Annotated in this window: 16 protein-coding genes and 1 tRNA gene; 8 read left to right on the plus strand and 9 right to left on the minus strand. The window is 75.3% G+C overall.

All coding sequences use genetic code 11. The features are described from left to right. Positions 1 to 255: 255 nt before the first annotated feature. The 7 genes from LRS74_RS21740 to LRS74_RS21770 all read right to left on the minus strand — a co-directional run bounded on the left by LRS74_RS21740 (position 256) and on the right by LRS74_RS21770 (position 7,273). Positions 256 to 329 (minus strand) — tRNA-Lys (locus LRS74_RS21740). 292 nt (positions 330 to 621) lie between these two features. After that, a complete protein-coding gene (locus LRS74_RS21745) occupies positions 622 to 1,302 on the minus strand; it encodes a bifunctional DNA primase/polymerase (protein ID WP_277742569.1) in 681 nt (226 codons plus the stop codon). 172 nt (positions 1,303 to 1,474) lie between these two features. After that, complete coding sequence (locus LRS74_RS21750) at positions 1,475 to 1,840, minus strand: hypothetical protein (RefSeq protein ID WP_277742570.1); 366 nt, start codon at positions 1,838 to 1,840, stop codon at positions 1,475 to 1,477. A 125-nt stretch (positions 1,841 to 1,965) separates the two neighbouring features. Further along, positions 1,966 to 3,321 carry an AAA domain-containing protein gene (locus LRS74_RS21755; protein ID WP_277742571.1) on the minus strand — a complete coding sequence of 452 codons (1,356 nt, stop codon included), beginning with the start codon at positions 3,319 to 3,321 and terminating at the stop codon, positions 1,966 to 1,968. 52 nt (positions 3,322 to 3,373) lie between these two features. After that, positions 3,374 to 4,963, minus strand: coding sequence for a hypothetical protein (locus LRS74_RS21760; RefSeq protein ID WP_277742572.1), 1,590 nt, complete (start codon positions 4,961 to 4,963; stop codon positions 3,374 to 3,376). Further along, entirely contained in the window at positions 4,963 to 6,324 is a 1,362-nt protein-coding gene (locus tag LRS74_RS21765) for a hypothetical protein (RefSeq protein ID WP_277744869.1), read from the minus strand. The genes LRS74_RS21760 and LRS74_RS21765 overlap by 1 nt, the downstream gene beginning before the upstream one ends. Then, positions 6,275 to 7,273, minus strand: a complete 999-nt coding sequence (locus LRS74_RS21770; protein WP_277742573.1) for a phosphatase PAP2 family protein — start codon at positions 7,271 to 7,273, stop codon at positions 6,275 to 6,277. The genes LRS74_RS21765 and LRS74_RS21770 overlap by 50 nt, the downstream gene beginning before the upstream one ends. Before the next feature lie 341 nt (positions 7,274 to 7,614). Here LRS74_RS21770 and LRS74_RS21775 point away from each other — a divergent pair, with 341 nt between their 5' ends. Next, positions 7,615 to 8,208, plus strand: a complete 594-nt coding sequence (locus LRS74_RS21775) for a histidine phosphatase family protein (protein ID WP_277742574.1) — start codon at positions 7,615 to 7,617, stop codon at positions 8,206 to 8,208. Positions 8,209 to 8,557: 349 nt separating this feature from the next. Here the strand turns inward: LRS74_RS21775 and LRS74_RS21780 are convergent, their stop codons facing one another. Continuing rightward, positions 8,558 to 10,192, minus strand: coding sequence for a hypothetical protein (locus LRS74_RS21780; RefSeq protein ID WP_277742575.1), 1,635 nt, complete (start codon positions 10,190 to 10,192; stop codon positions 8,558 to 8,560). Between the two features lie 218 nt (positions 10,193 to 10,410). Between LRS74_RS21780 and LRS74_RS21785 the strand changes: the two genes are divergently transcribed. Together LRS74_RS21785 and LRS74_RS21790 are read left to right on the plus strand one after the other, a co-directional pair. Next, positions 10,411 to 10,851, plus strand: coding sequence for a hypothetical protein (locus LRS74_RS21785; RefSeq protein ID WP_277742576.1), 441 nt, complete (start codon positions 10,411 to 10,413; stop codon positions 10,849 to 10,851). Between the two features lie 204 nt (positions 10,852 to 11,055). Beyond that, a complete protein-coding gene (locus tag LRS74_RS21790) occupies positions 11,056 to 11,928 on the plus strand; it encodes a fused MFS/spermidine synthase (protein WP_277742577.1) in 873 nt (290 codons plus the stop codon). A 60-nt stretch (positions 11,929 to 11,988) separates the two neighbouring features. Here LRS74_RS21790 and LRS74_RS21795 read toward each other — a convergent pair whose 3' ends face one another. After that, a complete protein-coding gene (locus LRS74_RS21795) occupies positions 11,989 to 12,507 on the minus strand; it encodes a hypothetical protein (RefSeq protein ID WP_277742578.1) in 519 nt (172 codons plus the stop codon). 42 nt (positions 12,508 to 12,549) lie between these two features. Here LRS74_RS21795 and LRS74_RS21800 point away from each other — a divergent pair, with 42 nt between their 5' ends. The 5 genes from LRS74_RS21800 to LRS74_RS21820 all read left to right on the plus strand — a co-directional run bounded on the left by LRS74_RS21800 (position 12,550) and on the right by LRS74_RS21820 (position 20,257). Continuing rightward, the gene (locus LRS74_RS21800; RefSeq protein WP_277742579.1) at positions 12,550 to 13,332 is read left to right on the plus strand and encodes a response regulator transcription factor; all 783 of its coding nucleotides are present in this window, start codon (positions 12,550 to 12,552) and stop codon (positions 13,330 to 13,332) included. After that, a complete protein-coding gene (locus tag LRS74_RS21805) occupies positions 13,329 to 14,792 on the plus strand; it encodes a HAMP domain-containing sensor histidine kinase (RefSeq protein WP_277742580.1) in 1,464 nt (487 codons plus the stop codon). Before LRS74_RS21800 ends, LRS74_RS21805 begins: the two co-directional genes overlap by 4 nt. A 595-nt stretch (positions 14,793 to 15,387) precedes the next feature. Beyond that, complete coding sequence (locus LRS74_RS21810; protein ID WP_277742581.1) at positions 15,388 to 16,806, plus strand: cellulose binding domain-containing protein; 1,419 nt, start codon at positions 15,388 to 15,390, stop codon at positions 16,804 to 16,806. A gap of 956 nt (positions 16,807 to 17,762) precedes the next feature. Continuing rightward, the gene (locus LRS74_RS21815) at positions 17,763 to 18,833 is read left to right on the plus strand and encodes a LacI family DNA-binding transcriptional regulator (RefSeq protein ID WP_277742582.1); all 1,071 of its coding nucleotides are present in this window, start codon (positions 17,763 to 17,765) and stop codon (positions 18,831 to 18,833) included. 215 nt (positions 18,834 to 19,048) lie between these two features. Continuing rightward, positions 19,049 to 20,257 (plus strand): FAD-dependent monooxygenase, encoded by a 1,209-nt coding sequence (locus LRS74_RS21820; RefSeq protein WP_277742583.1) that lies wholly within the window; start codon positions 19,049 to 19,051, stop codon positions 20,255 to 20,257. Positions 20,258 to 20,301: the final 44 nt, after the last annotated feature.

Here is a 20,301-nt window from a genome sequence, read left to right on the forward strand (position 1 = left end):
CGCGCGAGGCACGGCGAGGGCACGGGCAGGCGCGGAAGGGCCGGCCGGGCCGTGCCGGGTCCGGGCCGGGTCCGCGCCGCGCGGTCGTCGGGTGCGATACGGCTGGGTCGCCAGGTCGGCGCCCGTGCGCTCGTCGGGTGCGCCGCGCGGCCGTGCGCCGGGCCGCCCACGGCCTGGGACCCCCGGGCACCACCTGGGACCATCTGGAGACACGAGGAAGGCCCCTCACCGGAGTGAGGGGCCTTCTTCTGTCGGTGCGCCGCCAGGGACTCGAACCCCGGACCCGCTGATTAAGAGTCAGCTGCTCTAACCAACTGAGCTAGCGGCGCCTGCTGACGTAGAAGACCTTAGCATCCTGATCCGGCCAAACGAAAATCGATACTTCCGGACACCGTGGAGCCCGTGCGGAGCACCTGCGGGGCCCTGAGCTGCGGCCTACGGCCGTACATACGTCGGCCCGGCGGCCCAGGGGCGGCCGCGCGGGGATGGGGCGCGCGACGGGCGGCGTACCGCGCGAGCCGGGGGCGCGGCAGCGGACGGGCGCGGTCCGGTCGGGTCCGGGGGTCAGGCCGGGGTCGGGGGGTCAGGCCGGGGTCGGGGGGTCAGGCCGGGGTCGGGGGGTCAGGCCGGGGTCGGGGCGGCGAGCGGCCCCGCCGCCCGCGCGGTCGCCCGGGCGGCTCGCACGCAGGCCCACAGCAACACATCGGGCCCCGGCAGCCAGGGGTCGCCGGCCGTGGGTGCGACCAGCCAGCGGGCCGCGGGCTCGGCGGTCGGCCGGCGACCGGGCCGTCCGGCGGTCGCGGCCACGTCGCCCCAGGCGGGGTCGGCCACGTCGCCCCAGGCGGGGTCGGCCGGGTCCGCGGCGGTGCCCGGGGTGGCCCCCGGGGCCGCCTCCCCCGGCCCCATGGCCGGCTCCACGGGGCGCGGCGGCGGCACGGTGACCGCGTCGCCGGCGCCGTGGCACAGCAGCGGCGGAGTCGCCGCCCCCCACTCCTCCCAGCGCAGCAGCGCGGGCAGCCGCTGCGCGCAGCCCGGCATGGCGAAGATCAGGATGCGGTCCCGCTGTGCGCCCACCGGCCCGGTGCCCGGCCCGTACGCCCACAGCCGGCTCACCATGTGCCGCCCGAACAGCGCCGGAACGCTGATCACGTCGAAGGTCACGCCGCAGGGCAGCACCACCTGGGCGGCCGGGTGCTCCGCCCAGAGGGCCCGCACGCTGCGCGGGAACGGACTGGCCGAGGCGAGCCAGTCGGCTCCTTCCGGGGTGGCGTACGGACGGGGGTGTCGAGGCCGTCTGCTCATGCTGCTCATGGCCTCCACATCTATCGGCGCCCCATCCCGGATTCCGCGGATTGCCGATTACCGGGACAAGGGGCCGTGAGAAGGGGTATATTGCGCCGAACTCACATATCGAACATGTATCCGTTTCGCGTGTGCCTCGGGCATGCCCGGCGGCATATGCCTGGTCAGCGCCCTAGTCGACGCCGTGCGTCAGCTCCCGGCCGAACTCCACCATCTTCTTGGCGTAGTCCTCCGTCCACTCCGCGCGCTCCGCGATCAGGGCCGGTGGCAGCCGGTCGAACCGGCGCGGGTCGGCGAGCTGGGCCGCCGCCATCGCCTGGTACTCCATCGCCCGGTCCGTCGCCGCGCGGAACGCCAGCACCAGCTCCGTGGACCGGGCGAGCAGCTCCCGCGGGTCCTCGATGGACTCCAGGTCGAAGAAGTGCTCGGGGTCGGCCGCGGCCTCGGTGGGCTCGAACAGCAACGGTGCGGGCTTGAGCCGGCGCTGCGGACTGGGGGCGCCGGCGGGCGCCTGGGGAGCCGACTGCGGCTCGGACATGGACGTACCTCCCGGATCGTGTGCCGCATTCCATTGTCGCGCCGGGCGCAAGTGGCCGGTGACGGCCCAGGGCGCGTCGCGCGCCGCGGCGCGGCCCTCGCGCCGCCTCGGTCGCGTTCCGCCGCTCAGGGTCGCCAGGCCACCCGGTGCTCCGCCAGGTGCGCCAGGACCGCGTGGTTCGCCTCCCAGCCGTCCGGAAACTTCACCGTCACCCCCAGCCGCACCGGCTCCGTGGACGGATGCTCGTCCAACAGCTCGGCGACGCCCGCGCGGCAGACCACGACGCAGGCGTGCCGGTGGCGTGAGGCCAGCACGCACAGCCGGCCCGTCTCCAGGTGGAACTCCGTCGCGTCCGGGCGGCCCGACAGCGGGTGCAGGACCACCGTCACGTCGAACTCCCGCCCCTGGAGGCGGTTGGCGGTGTCCACCGTCACCCCGCCGACCCCGAGCGCGGTCAACGCCGCCCGCACCGCCGCCGCCTGGTCCCGGTGCGCGGTGCCCACCGCGATCCGGTCCGCGGTGAGCGGCACCGGCCGCTCGGACCGCTCGCTGACCGCCGCGCCGCCCCGGTCCAGCAGCCGCCGCACCACCAGCGCCACCGCGCGCACCGCCTCCGGGTCGGTGCGCGGGGTGTGCCGCGCGGGCAGCTCCAACAGCCCCCAGCCGGACTCCGCGGCCTCGTCCAGCACCCGGTCCGGGCCCGAGCCGTCCGAGGGCACGCCGAAGGACAGCCTCCGGTCGCCGTGGTCGGTGCCGCTGCGGAACGGCGTGTACGGGTAGAACGCCGCGGACACCAGCGGCGCGGCCGAGGCGGGCAGCCGCCAGGACACCGGGAGTCGGTGCTGCGGCAGCCGCGGGTTGTGCGAGAGCAGCGTGGCCACCGCGCTCGCCGACGGGTCGTACGACAGCCCCGCCCACTGCTCGGTGCCCACCACGCTGAACGGGTCCAGCTGCCCCGGGTCGCCCACGAACAGGGCCCGCTCGAAGAGCCCGGCGACGGCCAGCAGCGCGTCCGAGCGCATCTGGTAGGCCTCGTCGACGATGGCGTGCCGCCACGGCTCCACGTTCTTGATGTGCGCCCACTTCGCCGCGGTGGACACCACGACGCCGAGCCCGGTCAGCTCCGCGACCTTGGCGGAGGTCACCACGTTCGCGTGGCCGTCGAGCACCGGGTCGTACGGGTGCGGGTCGTTGCTGTGCAGCCGGCCTACCGGCAGCTCCGGGTCCTCCCGCGCCAGCCGGTCCACCAGGTCGTCCACCTGCGCGTTGGTCTGCGCCACCACCATCAGCGGCCGCCCGGCCGCCGCCAGCTCCCGCGCGGCCCGCACCACCAGCGTCGACTTCCCCGCCCCCGGCGGGGAGTCCACCACCACGCCCCGGTCCGTCCCGTGCAGGGTGTCGCGCAGGATGGCCTCGGTCGCGCGGGCCGCCGCCGCGCCCGGGTCGAAGGCGGCCTCCGTACCGGCCTCCGCGCCCCTCATGCCGCTCCCTCACGACCGGGGCGCGGCGCGCCGGGGGTCGGGTCCGTGCGGATCACAGGAAGTCCTCCGGGGTGACGGGGTCGGGGACGTGGCCGGCCGGCTCGGGGGAGTCGGAGGGCGGGCCGCCGTGGGTCCAGGGGGTGCGCTCGGGGTCGGGAAGCTCGGGGCCCCCGCGAGGGGCGTGCTCGAAGAGGGTCCAGCACACCCGCTCGCCCGGCTCGGGAACGGAGCCGGGCTCCGGCATCCTGCCCCGGCCCATGCCGCCGGTCAGCCGGACCACCGGCGAGCCGCCGTCCGCGGCGTACCCGACGAACTCGGCGGTCTGGGCCCTGCCGTCGTCCAGCGCCCGGTACAGCTTGGTCCGCTCGGCCAGCAGCGGGCGGTCGTCGGTGCGCAGGGTGAGCAGCGGCCGGGGGCGCGGCACCTTCGCCTCGGTCCAGGCCATCTCCACCTCCGTGACGGCTCCGGCGAACGCCTCCCCGGCCAGCCGCCGGCCCGCCATCACCAGCGGGTCGTCCAGTGCCTCCTGGGCGTCGAGCTGCGCCTGCGCGGTCTCCCGCGCCATCAGCTTGCGCGCGGCCGTCACCGCGTCGTCGTGCCGGGGCTGCGGCGGCTCCCCGGCCCGCACCCGGTCCCGGTGGCCGGTGTACGACCAGCGGTCGCGCTTCCAGCGGTCCACGACCCGCGACCCCTCCGGCAGCGCCCGCAGCAGGTCCACCGCCCGCCAGACGGCGTCCCAGGTCGGCCGCAGCTGGCCGCCGACGAGCGCGCGCAGCTCCTCCTCGGCGGCGCTCAGCCGCGCGCCCGCGCCGGGCACGCCGTCGATGACGCCCGCGCGGGCGGTGTCGTAGCGCTTCATCGCCGGGGCCAGCCGGGCGTTGTCGAAGACCGGGTCGGTGGCGGGGCCCGCGGGCGGGCACTCCAGCAGGCCGTCCGCGTCCCGCGCCAGCTCCGCGCGGAGCGCCGCCTCCGCCCCCGACATCCCCTCCGGGGGGTCGATCCAGCCCAGCAGCGCGCCCAGGTGCTGGTCCTCCAGCACGCTCTGCCCGGTGGCCCAGTGCCGGCCGAGCAGGTCGGTCAGCGCGAGCAGCAGCGAGGAGCCGGGGACGCGGGAGCGCTCGCCGTAGTGGGTGAGCCAGCGGCCGAGCAGCGGTACCCGCGCGGGGGCCGGGAAGGGCGCCTCCGGGTCCTGCTCGGCGGTCCGCCGGAACCGCATCGACCGGCCCAGCAGCCGCACGAACTCCACGCCCGCGCCGCTGGGCACCAGCAACTGCGGGGCGTCCGCGCACAGATCGACCTGGACCGTGACCTTCCGCCCCGTTTCGGGGTCGGTCTCCTTGCGCTCCTCCTGGACGGTGTCGTCGGCGTACGCCTCGATGTGCGGGAGCATCTCCTCGGCCAGCTCGGCCAGGAACGCGAACCGCAGATCGCGGTCGCGCGGCTGCGCCACCACCAGGAGTCGCGGCGCGTCCCGGTCGGTCCCCACCATCGCCCCCAGCGGCGCGCCGGCCTCGCCGGCGGTGGTGAGCGGCACGAAGACCAGCGGGCGGTCCGCGAGGTGTCGGTGCCGGACGGTGGTGGCGGGCCGGGCCCGCCCGTCCCGCACCGCCTCCATACGGGCAAGAGTGGTGATCAGCGACATCAGGCGCCTCCCGCCCGGGCCGCGGCGGCGGGACCGGCCGCGGCGGGTGCCGCCATCCCGGCCGCCGCCAGGGCCTCGGCGCGCAGCGCGGCGGCCCGGCGCAGCGCGACCACGGTGGGGTCGTCGTCCGGCTCCGAGGCGCCGGCAGCCCCGGAGACGCCACCCGCCCCGGAGACGTGGGGGGAGGCGTGACCGTCCTCGGAGGGGGTGCCCGCGCCGGAGGGGCCCGCCTCGGAGGGGGCGCCGGCCGCGGCCAGTACCGCGTCGACGGTCGTCAGACCGCCCAGCTCGCCGCGCACGCCGCGGCCCAGTGCCTCGACCGAGCCCGCCGCGCGGGCCCGCTGACGGCAGTGGAAGGCCAGCTCACAGGCGGCCAGGCACTCCGGCGCATAGGACGCGTCCACCGCGTCCACCGCCACCGCGAGCTCCTCGGCGGGCCGGGTCGTGCGGCCGTCCTCGGCGGGGCACAGGTCGAAGCTGGTCCCCTCCGGGAGCGCCGCCGCGATCTCCTCCACCCGGGTCAGCCGGCCCAGCTGCCGTCGGGTGACCGCGAGCTGCTTGCGCACGTCCACCAGCTCGCCCGTCGGCAGGTTGGAGAAGTCCTTCGGGCACACCAGCAGCACTCGGTGGCGCACCCGGTGGACGCCCGCGGGGGCCGGGGAGAGCCGGGGCACCTCCGCGTCGGTGAGCTTGACGACGTCGGTGAGCCGCGCGGCGACCCGCTCCAGGGCCAGGGCGTAGACGGCCGCCTGACGCGCCGCGGCGCCCACCTTGGCCGGGTCGGCGGCGCCGTCGATGACGGGGAAGGACTTGATCTCGACGACGGTCCAGCTGCCGTCGGGGTGGACGACGACCGCGTCGGGCTCCAGGAACGCGGGCGACCCGGCGACATCGAGGCTGAGCAGCGGGTGGTCCAGCAGCGTCCAGCGACCGACGGCGGTGGCCTCGCGCAGGGCCAGGGCGGTGCGCGCGGTCCGGCCCTCGGGGCCGACCGCGGTCAGGTCGGGGGTGCGGGTGCGGCCGGGTTCGGGGGCGGGCACCCCGTCCGCCTCGGCGCCCAGCGCCGCGTACAGCAGTCGCAGCAGTTCGTCCCCGCCGTCGGCCTTCACCCGGGCCTCGAAGGTGTTGCCGCGCTGGTGGGCGAACTGCGACTGGCCGAAGGTGGCGGGGGAGCCCAGGGCCCGGGCCAGGGCCCGCTTGTCGACCCCGGCGCCGTCCAGCAGGGTGCGGCGACGGCAGCCGGGGTTGGCGGCCAGCGCGGCGAGCGCGCGGGCGTCCAGAGGGTGTGGCGCGGCCGTGGGGCCGCGCAGATCAGCGAGCCGCCGCCGCAGCGCCGTCGTCGGCCCCGCGGGGGCCGGCAGCCGCGTCGGACTCGCCGTGCCCGCCTGCCTCGGCCGCGGCGCCCGAGCGCTGCTGCTGTCGGGGGATGCGTTCGCGTTCACGGGGCGAAGTCTCGCACCCGTCACCGACAGGCGTGGCGGAAGCGCTCGCTCCGGAAGCGGCGTCCTTCGCCCCGGGCCCCGGGGTCGCGTCGCCGGAGTCGCGGAAGCGGGCCAGCACCCGCTCGGCCAGCCGCATCGCGGGGCGGGCCAGCAGGAAGCCGATGCCCATGACGGCCATGCCGGCCGCGGCGTCCATGAAGTAGTGGTTCGCGGTGCCCATCACCACGATGGTGATGATCAGCGGATACAGCACCCCGACGATCTTGGACCAGACCGAGCGCCCCTGCCACCACAGGGCCACCCCGCACCACAGGGCCCAGCCCACGTGCAGGCTCGGCATCGCCGCGAACTGGTTGGTGAAGCCGCCGAGGCCGCGCGGGGCGCTCGCCTCGCTGCCCCACCAGCCGTAGGAGCTGTACTGCGCCATGGTGTCCACGAAGCCGTAGGCGTCGTCCAGCAGCCGGGGCGGGCAGGTGGGCATCAGCGTGAAGCCGACCAGCCCGATGAGCGTGGAGACCAGCAGCCAGGTGCGCAGCAGCCGGTAGTCCTGCGGGCGGCGCTTCCACAGCCAGACCAGCAGCGCCGGAGTGGCCACGTAGTGCAGCGAGGCGTAGATGAAGTCGGCGGGCACGCCTATGGAGGCGTACTTGGTGAATATGTCGTTGAGCGGCGTCTCGAAGTCGAGGTGCAGGCTCTGCTCGAACCGCAGGATGGACAGGCCGTGGTCCACGGCGGTCTGCACATCGCCGCGGGCCAGCAGGCGACCGGCCGAGTACGCGGCGTACACCACAGCGATCAGCGGCAGTTCGGTCCACCAACGTGGCCGACCGCCCTGTGATGCTCCGGCACGGGGCACGGTGTAGGGCATCCGGACGCTCTCCCAATGAGTTCAGGTCAGGTAGTCAGGCGGCCACGTCGACTGGATGAGGCGCGCACCAAACCGTACGGCGTAAGCGAAACGCCCCGCGCACCGCCCCCGAGGTGCCCCCGGGCCGCCCCAAGGTGCCACCACGTGCCGCCGTACGGCAGCACGCGAGGGCTAAGACGCCGCCGCCGCCCCGGAGGTTGCCTTTCGATCGCGTGAGCGATGATGGAGGGGCGACGGTCGGGCAGAGTCGCCAGAACGGCCGAAAGAGCGGGAGACACCGCCATCGGTCTGTCGCGTACATCACTCGGAACATTGCTCACACCCGGCGAAAGGCCCCCTGAATGGCACCGCGCATCCTGCTCGCCCGGCACGGTCAGACGGAGTGGTCGCTGAGCGGCCGCCACACCGGCCGTACCGACATCCCGCTCCTGGACGAGGGTCGGCGCGGCGCCAAGCTCCTGGGCGAGCGGCTGCACCGCGAGCCGTGGGCGGGGCTGCCGGGCGTGGAGGTGCGCACCAGCCCGCTGGTGCGGGCCAAGGAGACCAGCGAGCTGGCCGGCTTCGGCGACCGGGCCCGGGACTGGGACGCGCTGATGGAGTGGGACTACGGCGCGTACGAGGGCCTGACCCCCGCCCAGATCAAGGCGGACCGGCCCGGCTGGCTCATCTGGCGCGACGGGGTCCCCGAGGGCGAGACCCTGGCGCAGGTGGCCGCGCGGGCCGACCTGGTGATCGCGTGGGCGCGCGGCGAGGACCGCGATGTGCTCGTCTTCGCCCACGGCCACATCCTGCGGACCCTCGCCGCCCGCTGGCTGGGCCTCGACGCCTCCTTCGCCGCCCGGCTGCGCCTGGAGCCCACCTCGCTGTCCATCCTGGGCTGGGCCTACGGCGAGCCGGCCATCGAGCGGTGGAACGACACCGGACACCTGGCCTAGCCCCGCCGCCCGCCCGCCCCCGGCCGCCGCGCGGCACCCCCGCGCGGGGAGCCCGTGCGGCGTGGGGCGGGCGGTTTCCCTCCGTACGACGGCCCGCGCGGGGCCGTGCCGCGGCCCCCTCGGCGCCCGATGCCGGCCGGTCTCGGCTCGGGCGGGCACTCCGCGGGTCCCCCACGGCACCGCCCGCGTCGGTCGCACCAGCCGCGTCGGTGGCACGCCCCGCGTCGCTCGCACCGCCGGCTTCGGCCGTCTCACCCTGAGGAGTCGTCGCCCGCGCGGGGCGGGGCGGCCCGGACCGCTGTGGGCGGACGACGCCCTACCGTTCCCGCACGGGTCCACCCCGCGCGGATCACGCCGGGTGGCCGGCCGCCGCATACCGGGCGAGGAAGTCGGCGACGGTCGCGTTGCGCGCGTAGGCGCGGAGGGTGCGGGCGGCGCTGCCGAGCATGGCGCGGATACGGCTGGACTGGACGCGGGAGAGCAGGTCCTGGGTGCGCCGCGCCTCCAGGGCGGCCTCTTCGGGGCGGCCGCTGCCGGCCAGGTCGGCGGCGAGCTCTGCGGTGAACAGCGCGATGTTCCGCGCGAAGTGCGGTTTCTGGAGGTCGACGGCGCGCCGCGCGTGCTCGGCCGCCCGCCGCCAGTCGCCCAGCGCGGACCAGACCTGCGCCTCCAGGCCCTCCAACTCCGCCTCGCCGTAGAAGGTCATCCACTCCGGGTCGGCGGCCGAGGGGCCCCGCCCGAAGAGCCGCTGCGCCCGCAGCAGCGCGTGCTCGCACGCCGTGCGGTCGGCCAGCCCGGCCCAACCGCCCGCCTCGCGCAGCGCGATCAGCGACAGCAGTCGGGGCGAGGCGAGGCCCCGCGCGGCGCCGTGTGCGGCCTGGGCCGCGCGCACCGCCTCGCGCGGTCGACCCACATCGCGGGCGAGGAAGGCGATGTTGCAGAACGCGTGCGCCTCCAGCGCCCGATCGTCGGCGACCCGCGCGGTGGCCAGCGCCTCGGCGTAGTGCGAGCGGGCGTCGGCGAAGCGGCCGGAGTCGTGGGCGAGCCACCCCACCGAGATGGCGAGCTCGCCGGCCCCGGTGTGCAGCCGATCCGAGACCGACTGGCGTTGCGCTCCCGCGTCGAGGAGGGCGTAGGCGGTGCGCAGCGGCTGTGCGGAGCGCAGATAGAGCCCGTCGGCGCCGTAGCGGTCGTCGAACAGCCGGATGTGCCGCACCGCGTCCTCCACGGCGGCCGCCTCGGCCTCGCCGGCCCGGTGGTGGCCGCGGACCGGTCGGTCGGGCCAGGCGTCGCCGCCCTCCTCGCCGCCGTCCCGCCCGGGCATTCCCCAGGGGGTGGTGGCCACGGCGGTCGGGCCGCCGGTGATGAACGCGCGACGCAGCACGTCGCTCTCCTCGTAGACGTCGATGTCGGGGTCGGTGGGTGGGCCGGGGCGCGGATGCGCGGCGGCCGGATGTCCGGAATCGGCCGGGTAGGACGGGTCCTGTCCGAAGCCGGACGGCGATGGTGCGGAACCGACCGCGTACGCCCCGTCCACGCCGGCCATGCCTCTGTGCGCCGGGTCCTCGCGCTCCGCGCGGTCCCGCACGCTCCCGTTCATCGCGACCCCGCGCGCCGCGTAGCCGCGCACCGCCTCGCGCGGGGCGAATCCCAGGTCCGTGAGCGTCCGGCCGGGGAACATATGCCGGAACACCCGTTCGTACGCGTAGTTGGGGCAGCGGATCGCCCCGGACTCCACGCGCCCGATGTAGCGGGCGTCACACGACACCTGTTCGCCGATCTCGCGCGCGGCACGGCGCACGACGGCCGCGAACTCGGCGGGCGACAGCTGTCCGCGCAGCCGCCGGAACGCGGTGTTGGGCGAGGTGGCGGGGATCGGGCGCGGGGTCTGTGGGACGGGTGGAGCGGCGGGCGGAGCGGGGACGGGGGACGGTGGAGCGGAGGGCGACGACGAAGGCGACGAGGACCCGGGAAGCGGCGTCATGGCCAGCCCTTTCCCTACGGTGATGCCGTTTCGGCGGAGCTGCACCGTACCGCCGCCGTCTTATACGACATCAGGACTTTGGCTACAAACCGGATATCTCACGCGCGATCTGCCATGAACTGCCATCCTTTATGAGGGCATTGCGCCGTAGCCGTTGACATGGTCAAGCGTTGAACCTGGCATATGTACGCGGTTACGAGCGTGAGGAGGGGTTTCCCTTGGCGAAGGCCCGAGTGGACTTCAACGGCTCGCGGACGCCGCCCCGGCACCTTCACGGCCCGCACGGCTTCCACGGCGACCAGCGGTGCGACCTCGTCACCGTCCCCGCCCGCCAGGGCCTGGAGGCGGTGGACATCCTGCGGCTGCGGGTCGGCGGCGGAGTGGGCCCGGTGCTGCACGACGGCGCGGGCGACACTCTGGGCTTCCTGGTGCCGCCCGGCACCGCGGCCGGCTGGGACCTACCGGGCAGCGCGTGCACCCAGACGTTCGGGCGCGCCCCGGTCGACGAGGGGCACGGTGCGGCGGAGCCCCCGGTGACCGGCACCGGCTGGCTGGTCCCCCCACACGCGACGTACATCCCGGCCACCGACCCCCAGGCGCTGCGCGAGGCGCTGGGCGAGGCGGCCCGGACCATCGAGGCCGTCGACCGCTGCCAGTGACCCCGGCCTCGCCGGCGCGCGCCCGCGCGGTCACCTGGTGGCGTTCGCCCCCTCCGGCCACCCCTGGACCGCCCCTCGGGCCACCCCGCCGGTGACCCGCCCGGTGACTCGCACGGCGCCGGCGTCCGAGACGCCGGCCGGCGACCGCGGCACCCGTCGCGCACGCCCCGCCGGGCCCTCGTCGCCCCGGGCGATACTGGACGCGTGGCGAAGAGCAGAGGCAGGCAAGGCCGGGGGCGGGCCCCCGAACCGGTCGCGGGACCGGTCGACGGCGGCTGGGCGGAGCTGATACCCGACCGCGACCGCCCGCGCGGCTGGACCCTGCTGCTGGACGGCGCCCCCCAGTCCCATGTGGACCTGGACGACCCGGCCCATCTCGACTTCGAGTACCAGCGTCGGCTGGGCCACATCGCCGATCTCGCCACCCCGACCGGCGACCGCGGCCTCCACGCCGTGCACCTGGGCGGCGGGGCCTTCACCCTCGCCCGCTACGTCGCGGCCACCCGGCCCCGCGCCACCCAGCAGATCGTCGAAGTCGACACCGCGCTCATCCGGTTCGTCCGGGAGCATCTGCCGCTGGACCGCGGCTGGCGCGTCCGGGTGCGCGGGATGGACGCGCGGGCCGGGCTCGCCAAGGTGACCGACGGCTCCGCCGACCTGATCATCGCCGACGTCTTCAGCTCCGCCCGCACCCCCGCCCACCTGACCAGCACCGAGTTCGTGCGCGAGGTGCGGCGCGCGCTGCGCCCCGGCGGGCTGTACGCGGCGAACATCGCCGACGGTCCGCCGCTGGCCCACCTCAAGGCGCAGATCGCCACGGTGCGCACGGAGTTCCCCGAGCTGTGCCTGATGGCCGACCCCGCCGTGCTGCGCGGACGACGCTTCGGGAACGCGGTGCTGCTCGCCTCCGACCAGGAGCTGCCGGTGGCCGAGCTGCGCCGCCGGGCGGCGGGTGACCCGCACCCCGCGCGGGTGGAGCACGGCCGGGCGCTGCTGGAGTTCACCGGCGGCGCGGCGGCGGTGACCGACGCCGGCGCGGTCGCCTCGCCCGCACCGCCGCCCGGGGTGTTCCGCTAGCCCGCCCTTCCCCGCGTGCGCCGTGCGGCGGCACTCCCGCCGCCCGTGGCGCCGCGCGGCTCAGTCCTGCACGACCTGCACCCGCGGCGGATGGCCGTTCCAGGTCGCGAAGACCGAGGTCGTCTCCTCGTCCGAGACGAAGTCCACCCGGATCCAGGCGCTCTGCGTCCACACCCGCATCTGCCACTCCGCGTCCGGCGTCGCCGAGACCAGGGTGGCCGAGCTCGTCCCGAGGTCGAAGACGACCCGGCCGCCCTTGACCGAGTAGTTCTTCACCTTCCCGCCGTCCGCGCGGGGCCGGGACGGCGGCCTCGGGGGTGAGGGCGCGGCCGGCCGCCGGGTCGCGGGCCCGGACCGGCGGGGCGGCGTGGGGGAGTCCACCGAGGGCGGTTTGGGGCGGTGGGTGGAGGAGGCCAGCTCGGGGGAGGCCGTCGGTAGCGCGGCATCGGAGATGGGCAGCGCGCGTGGCGGCTCGTACGCGGTGCCCGTCAGCACCGTGCGCACGCCGTACCAGGACACCGCCATTGCCGCGCTCGTGGCCAGCGCCCAGGCCAGCGCGTGCAGAAGACCTCGTCGCATCCGGCTCATACTGCCTCACTCGAATGGCGTACGGTGCCGCCCATGGCAAGAGTGCTGGTCGTCGAGGACGACCCGTTCGTGCGCTCCGCCCTCATCCGGCAGCTGACAGAGGCGTCCCACACCGTACGCAGCGTCGGCACCGCACTGGAGGCGTTGCGCGAGGTGGCGCACGTCGGCTTCGACGTGGTCATCCTCGATCTCGGCCTGCCCGATCTGGACGGGGCGCAGGCGTTGAAGATGCTGCGTGGCATCACCGATGTGCCGGTGATCGTGGCCACCGCGCGGGACGACGAGGCGGAGATCGTCCGACTGCTCACCGACGGTGCCGACGACTACCTGGTCAAACCGTTCTCGGTCGCGCACCTGACGGCCCGCATGGCCGCCGTGCTGCGTCGCGCGCGCGGCGGGGCGGGGGCCGGAGGCGGCTGGGCCGGCGGTGAGCCGGAGCCCTCGCGAGTGCTGCGGGTGGGTGGGCTGTCCATCGATCCGCTGCGCCGCCAGGCCGAACTCGACGGCGCCCCGCTGGACCTGACCCGGCGCGAGTTCGACCTGCTGGCCTTCCTGGCCGGGCGGCCCGGCGTCGTGGTGGCGCGCAAGGAGCTGCTGGCCGAGGTCTGGCAGCAGTCCTACGGTGACGACCAGACCATCGACGTCCATCTGTCCTGGCTGCGCCGCAAGCTCGGTGAGACGGCCGCGAGGCCGCGCTACCTGCACACCCTGCGCGGGGTCGGGGTCAAGCTGGAGCCCCCGCCGGACGCGTCGCCCCAACCCCCGCCGCTGCCGCCCTCGCACCGGCCTCCGTCGCATCCGGAGCCGGGCCTGTGAGATGGGCACTGGTCAAGGTCTCACTAGCCGTCACCGTGATGGTGGTGCTGGCCTTCGCCGTGCCGCTCGGGCTGGTGGTCAAGGAGCTGGCGAGGGACCGGGCGTTCACCGACGCCGAGCGGCAGGCGGCCCAGATCCGCCCCGCACTCGCCATCACCACCGACCGCGGCCAGCTGGAACGGGCCGTCGCCAGCTCCCAGGCGGGTGGTGACGGCCGGATGGCGGTCCATGTGCCGGGCACCGAGGAGCTCCACGACGGACGGCGTGACGGCGCCCACGGCGGCTCCCGCCACGGGCTGGTCGACGGTACGCGCGAGGGCCCCCACGACGCGTACGTCGTCGGCGAGCGGCGTGCCGACCCGCGCGTCGTGGAGGTGGCCCGGCGCGGTCGCTCCACCATCACCCCCGTGCCCGGCGGCTACGCGCTGCTCCAGCCGACCGCGCTGAGCGCTCGTGAGTTCGCGGTCGTCGAGGTGTTCGTGCCGCACCGCGCGGTCAGCAACGGCGTCACCACCTCCTGGGTGATCCTGACCGGTGTCGGCTTCGCCCTGATCGCCGGCTCCGTGGCCACCGCCGACCGACTCGGCCTGCGCCTGGTGCGCCCGGCGGAGCGGCTCGCCCGGGCGGCGCAGGAGCTGGGCGACGGTCGGCTGGGCGTACGGGTGCGCGAGGACGGCCCGGCCGAACTGCGCGCGGCCGCCGTCGCGTTCAACTCCATGGCCGACCAGGTGGTGCAACTCCTCGCCAGCGAGCGGGAGCTGGCCGCCGACCTTTCACACCGACTGCGCACCCCGCTGACCGTCCTGCGGCTCAACGCCGCCTCCCTGGGCGAGGGCCCGGCCGCCGACCAGACCCGCGCCGCCGTCGCCCAGCTGGAGCGCGAGGTGGACCAGCTGATCCGCACCGCGCGGGAGGCCAAGACGCACGCCCCCGTCGGCTGCGACGCCTGCGAGGTCATTCGCGAGCGGATGGACTTCTGGTCCGCGCTCGCCGAGGACGAGGGGCGTACGGTGCGGCTCGCCGGCGTCTCCGAGACCGCGTGGGTGCCGGTCGCCCGTACCGAACTCGTGGCCGCGCTCGACGCGATGCTCGGCAACGTCTTCCGACACACCTCCGAGGGCACCGCCTTCGCGGTGGACGTGCACCGCAGTGAGGAGGCGGTGATCGTGCTGGTCTCGGACGCCGGCCCGGGCATCGCGGACCCGGACGCCGCGCTGCGCCGCGGCCACGGCGACGGCGGGCCCGGCTCCACCGGCCTCGGCCTGGACATCGTGCGCCGGGTCGCCGAGTCCACCGGCGGAGACGTGCGGATCGGCCGCTCGGTGCTCGGCGGTACGGAGGTGCGGGTCTGGCTCGCGCTCCACGGGAACGGGGGCTCGCGCAGGGGGCGCCGCATGTCGCGCGCGGCCCGCGCGGGGCGCTTCCGGCGCGGCCGCGCCCGGCGCCCGTCCCAGGTCTGACCCTGGGCGGGACGCGGGGGTGACGCCGGGCGGGACGCGGCTGTGACCGCCGGGCGGGACGACGAGGTGGACACCGGGCTGGAAGCGCGTACCTGGCGGGACCGCCTGGACGCGGGTATGGCCGCCGAGCGGGGTCGCGGGGGTTGACGCCGGCTGAAAGCGGGTGCATGGCGGGGACCGCCGGGCTGGAGGCGGGTGCCTGGCAGGACTGCCGGGCCGGCAGCCGGTGTGACCGCCGGGCGGGACCGGGAGGGTGAACGCCGGCGAGGACGCCTCCGCGACCGCCGGGCCGGGCGACGGGCGTCCCTGCCGGTGCGGGCACGGGGACGCCTGTCGGGACGGCGACAACGGGTGTGCGCGTACCGCCCGCGCCCCGCATTCCGACGCTCTTTCAGAGGCCGGTCCGATGCCTCGTCAGAGTCGCTGCGGGCGTGCCGCGGAGCTCCTCTGAGGGTCAGCTTTAATCGCGGCCGATGGCTTCCTTAAGCGCGCCATAAGAAGTGCGTCCGCAGCCCCGATCCGGTCATTTGCCTGATTCGTTCTCGCTAGCGTGCTGCTCGCACTCACCCCCGACATATGACAGGCAGGCAATGCGATGGGTTCCTCCCAACACCGTCGACGCATGAGCCGAAGGGCGCAGCTGATAGGCGCCGGCGTCGTCGTGGCGATCGCGACGGGTGGGGCGTTCGCGCTCACCGGCACCGCCCAGGCCGCGTCGGTCGGCGCCGCCTACTCCACGACCAGTCACTGGTCGAACGGCTACACCGGCCAGTACGTCATCACCAATGACACCGACCGGGAGCTGTCCGGCTGGACTCTGAAGTTCACCCTCCCGGTCGGGACCAAGGTGACCTCGGTGTGGAACGGCAAGCACACCGTCAGCGGGGGGAACATCACCGTCAAGCCGGAGAGCTGGAACGGGACCATCGCCCCGGGCAAGTCCGTGACGGTCGGCTTCGTCGCCTCCGCCACGACCGGCAAGGCCCTGGCCCCCGTCGAGTGCGTGATCAACGACGCGAAGTGCTCGGCGGGCGACGGGCCCGCGCCGCGGCCGAGCACCTCCGCCCCGCGACCCACCCCCACGCCGACCAGCTCGCAGACGCCGGCCCCCGGTGGCAAGGCCGGCCGGTTCGCCCCGTATGTCGACACCTCCCTCCACCCCGCCTACGACCTGCTCGGCACCGCCAAGAAGACCGGGGTGAAGACCTTCAACCTGGCCTTCGTCACGTCCGGCGGCGACTGCACGCCGAAGTGGGGCGGGGTGACCGACCTCGGCGCCGACGCCGTCGCCAAGCAGATCGGCGAACTGCGCAAGGCCGGCGGGGATGTGCGGGTCTCCTTCGGCGGCGCCGCGGGCTCCGAGCTGGGCCTGGTCTGCTCCTCGGCCTCGGAGCTCGCCGCCGCGTACGGCAAGGTGGTGGACGCGTACAAGCTCACCAAGGTCGACTTCGACATCGAGGGGGGCGCGCTCCCCAACACGGTCGCCAACACCCGCCGCGCGAAGGCCATCGCCCAGCTCCAGAAGAAGCACCCCGGCCTCGACGTCTCGTTCACCCTGCCGGTGATGCCCACCGGGCTCACCCAGGACGGCGTGAACCTGGTCGAGGACGCCAAGAAGAACGGCGTGGCCGTCTCCGCGGTCAACATCATGGCCATGGACTACGGTTCGTCCTTCACCGGCGACATGGGGCAGTACGCGATCGAAGCCGCCACCGCCACCCAGGCGCAGGTCAAGGGAGTGCTGGGGCTCAGCGACGCGGCCGCCTGGAAGGCCGTGGCGGTCACCCCGATGATCGGCGTCAACGATGTGGCCGTGGAGGTCTTCAAGGTCGACGACGCCAAGCAGCTGGTGGACTTCGCCCGGTCCAAGGGGATGGGTTGGCTGTCGATGTGGTCCGCGACGCGCGACAAGCAGTGCCCCGGCGGCGCGCAGAACCACGCCTCGCCGACCTGTAGCTCCATCGTCCAGGACGATCACGCGTTCACCAAGGCGTTCGCCGCCTACCAGGGCTGAGGGGCTTCCCGTTCCCTTCCTCTCCACTCCACGAAGACCCACCCCCCACCCCCACTGAGGACCGCCCCACCGGTCCCCGACACCCCCCACAGGGGGCCGCCCCACCGGCCCCCCGCCTCACCGGAACCGGGGGCTGCCCCACCAGCCCCCGCACCCACCACCGGGGACCGCCCCACCGGTCCCCGACACCCCCCCCACAGGGGGCCGCCCCACCGGCCCCTGACCCTCCGGCAGGGGGCCGCCCCAACGGCTCCCGACGCCTCGGCGGGGGGCCGCCCCACCGGCCCCTCGCTCCCATCGGAACCGGGGGCTGCCCCACCAGCCCCCGTTCCCACCACCGGGGACCGTCCCACCGGTCCTCGACACCCCCCCACAGGGGGCCGCCCCACCGGCCCCTGACCCTCCGGCAGGGGGCCGCCCCAACGGCTCCCGACGCCTCGGCGGGGGGCCGCCCCACCGGCCCCCCGCCTCACCGGAACCGGGGGCTGCCCCACCAGCCCCCGCCCCCCCACCACCGGGGACCGCCCCACCGATCCCCGACACCCCCCACAGGGGGCCGCCCCACCGGCCCCCTGCTCCCCCCACCGAGGGCGCCCCACGGCCCTCGACCTCCCCCCCCCCCCGGAAGCCGCCCCACCGGCCTCCGACTCCCCCCACCCGGGGGCCGCCCCACTGGCCCCCGGAGCTCCCCCCACGGGGGCCACCCCTGGGACCCGGCTCCACCGAGGCCTCACAGGCCCCCCACACCTGCCACCCCCCATGGGCGGGGTGCGGCGGCTCCACCCCCGGCCGTCGCACCCCGCCCGCAGGTCTGTTCCGGGAGGGAACCGCCGGAGAACCGCCGGCGGCGACCGACGCCCCACCACGCGAACCACAACGGTCCGGAACCGTGCACCTGTTGAATGGGCATCTCTGGGACGTAACACGTACGCAGGGCTGGCTGGAGGCGGAAGACCATGGCAGGAACCCGACGGCGCGGGGGCGCGGGGCGTGGCAGACCCACCTTGGAGGAGGTCGCCGCCCGCGCGGGAGTCGGTCGGGGCACCGTCTCACGGGTGATCAACGGCTCGCCCAGGGTCAGCGACCACACCCGCGCCGCCGTCGAACAGGCGGTGGCCGAGCTCGGATACGTCCCCAACCGGGTCGCCCGGGCGCTCGCCGCGGGCAGCGCGGACGCCGTCGCGCTGGTCATCCCCGAGCCGGAGACCCGGCTCTTCGCCGAGCCGTACTTCTCCGACATCATCCGCGGTGTCGGCGCCGAGCTGGCGGAAGCCGACCTCCAGTTGCTGCTCACCCTGGTGCGCACCCCCAAGGAACGTCAGCGGTTCGCGGACTACCTGGCCGGTAACCGCGTAGACGGCGTGCTGGTGGTCTCCGTGCACATCGACGACCCGCTCCCCGACCTGCTGGAGCGGCTCGAGATGCCGGCCGTCCTCAGCGGTCGCCGCTCGGCGCGCGAGACGGTCGCCTATGTGGACGCCGACAACACCGGCGGCGCAGGCGCGGCCGTCGCCCACCTGGCGGCGCGCGGCCGTCGCACCATCGCCACCATCGCCGGGCCGTCCGACATGTACGTGGCCTCTTGCCGTCTGGAGGGCTACCGCGCGGCGCTGGACGCCGCGGACCTCCCGTTCGATCCGCGGCTCGCGGAGGTCGCGGACTTCACCGAGGAGGGCGGACGCCGCGCCATGCGCGCGCTCCTGGACCGCTGCCCGGCGTTGGACGCGGTGTTCGCCGCCTCCGACGTCATGGCCGCGGGCGCCCGCCAGGTGCTGCGCGAGGCGGGACGCCGGGTCCCCGACGACGTCGCCCTCGTCGGCTTCGACGACTCCGCCGTGGCCCGGCACATGGACCCGCCGCTGACCAGCGTCCGCCAGCCCACGGAGGAGATGGGCCGGGCGATGGTGCGGGTGCTGCTGGAGCAGATCGACGACCAGCGGGGGAGGGGCCGTCGGCCGGCGGGGTGGGCCCGGGAGCGGGCGCGGCTGGTGCTGCCGACGGAGCTGGTCTGTCGGGCGTCGTCGTAGCCGCCCGCCCGCTCGACCGGGGCCCGGCGGCGGCCGGCGGTCCGCTGTGGTCGGCACCGCGGTGCGCCGTCTCCGCGCCGTCTCCGTGTCGGCTCGGTGTCGGCGCGGCATCGGTACGCCGTCAGTCCGCTGTCGGGGCGCTGTCGGTCCGCTGTCGGCGCGCTGCTCCAGGCTCGGGGAAGACGGAACGACCTCGGGTTGAACAGGAGTCTCCCATGCGCACGATGAACGTCCTGATCTCCGGCGCCAGCGTCGGCGGACCCGCCCTCGCCTACTGGCTGCGCCGGTACGGGTTCGGGGTGACGGTGGTGGAGCGGGCCGCCGGGCTGCGCCCCGGCGGGCAGGCGATCGACGTCCGAGGCCCGGCGCTGGGGGTGGTCGAGCGGATGGGCGTGCTGGACCGGATACGGGCCCGGTGCACGGACCTGCGCGGGATGTCGGTCGTCGACGACGACGGTGTGGAGCTGTTCCGCACCACCGAACGGACCATGAGCGGCGGTGAGATCGACAGCCCCGATGTGGAGATCCTGCGGGACGACCTGGCGGAGATCCTCTTCGAGGCGTCCCGTGGCGAGGGCGTGGAGTACCTCTTCGGCGACTCCGTCGCGGAGCTGGAGCAGAACGCCGACGGGGTGCGGGTGCGCTTCCAGAGCGGCGCGCGGCGCACCTACGACCTGGTCGTCGGCGCCGACGGAGTGCACTCCGGCACCCGCCGGATGGTCTTCGGCACGGACGAGGAGTGCTACCGCCACCTGGGGAGCTACCTCGGCGTGTGGACGGTGCCCAACCACCTCGGACTGGACCGCTGGCAGGTCGTCTACCGCATGCGCGGGAGCGTGTGGGGCGGCATGGCGATGAGCGTCCGCGACAACAAGGAGGTACGCGTCTACGTCGGCATCGACGCGGACGTGCCGCCCGCGGAGTTCCTGCCCCGCTCCGTCGAGGAACAGAAGCGTCTGGTGGTCCGCGCCCACGCGGACGGGCGCTGGGAGATGCCGCGGCTGTTGGAGGGCGTGTGGGACGCCCCGGACTTCCACTTCGACTCGGTGTCCCAGATCCACCTGGACTCCTGGTCCCGCGGCCGGGTGGTGCTCCTGGGCGACGCCGGCTACTGCGGCTCGCCCGCCTCCGGCCAGGGCACCACCATGGCGCTGATCGGCGCCTACGTCCTGGCCGGTGAGCTCGCCGCCGCGGGCGGGGACCACCGCGCCGCCTTCCTCGGCTACGAGCGGGCGCTTCGCGAGTACGTGACCGCCAGTCAGGAGATCGCGCACATCGGCGTGGCCCGGCTGCGCACCGAGCTGGAGGCCGACCTGGGCGACCCGGAGGCGGCGGCCCAGCTCGCCGAGGACCCCGCGGACGCCTTCAAGAAGATCGGCTCGATCCGCTTCCGGGACTACGCGACCCCGGCGGGCCTGCTGTAGCCCGGAACTGTAATGGGTGCTCTGGCGTAACGCCCCTATACTGC

Source organism: Streptomyces sp. LX-29 (assembly GCF_029541745.1).
Lineage (GTDB): Bacteria > Actinomycetota > Actinomycetes > Streptomycetales > Streptomycetaceae > Streptomyces.

Coding starts and splice junctions, on each gene's coding strand:
- LRS74_RS21815 (WP_277742582.1), top strand. CDS start 17,763: ATGGCAGGAACCCGACGGCGCGGGGGCGCGGGGCGTGGCAGACCCACC.
- LRS74_RS21745 (WP_277742569.1), bottom strand. CDS start 1,302: ATGAGCAGACGGCCTCGACACCCCCGTCCGTACGCCACCCCGGAAGGA.
- LRS74_RS21770 (WP_277742573.1), bottom strand. CDS start 7,273: ATGCCCTACACCGTGCCCCGTGCCGGAGCATCACAGGGCGGTCGGCCA.
- LRS74_RS21800 (WP_277742579.1), top strand. CDS start 12,550: ATGGCAAGAGTGCTGGTCGTCGAGGACGACCCGTTCGTGCGCTCCGCC.
- LRS74_RS21810 (WP_277742581.1), top strand. CDS start 15,388: ATGGGTTCCTCCCAACACCGTCGACGCATGAGCCGAAGGGCGCAGCTG.
- LRS74_RS21820 (WP_277742583.1), top strand. CDS start 19,049: ATGCGCACGATGAACGTCCTGATCTCCGGCGCCAGCGTCGGCGGACCC.
- LRS74_RS21780 (WP_277742575.1), bottom strand. CDS start 10,192: ATGACGCCGCTTCCCGGGTCCTCGTCGCCTTCGTCGTCGCCCTCCGCT.
- LRS74_RS21795 (WP_277742578.1), bottom strand. CDS start 12,507: ATGCGACGAGGTCTTCTGCACGCGCTGGCCTGGGCGCTGGCCACGAGC.
- LRS74_RS21755 (WP_277742571.1), bottom strand. CDS start 3,321: ATGAGGGGCGCGGAGGCCGGTACGGAGGCCGCCTTCGACCCGGGCGCG.
- LRS74_RS21750 (WP_277742570.1), bottom strand. CDS start 1,840: ATGTCCGAGCCGCAGTCGGCTCCCCAGGCGCCCGCCGGCGCCCCCAGT.
- LRS74_RS21760 (WP_277742572.1), bottom strand. CDS start 4,963: ATGTCGCTGATCACCACTCTTGCCCGTATGGAGGCGGTGCGGGACGGG.
- LRS74_RS21775 (WP_277742574.1), top strand. CDS start 7,615: ATGGCACCGCGCATCCTGCTCGCCCGGCACGGTCAGACGGAGTGGTCG.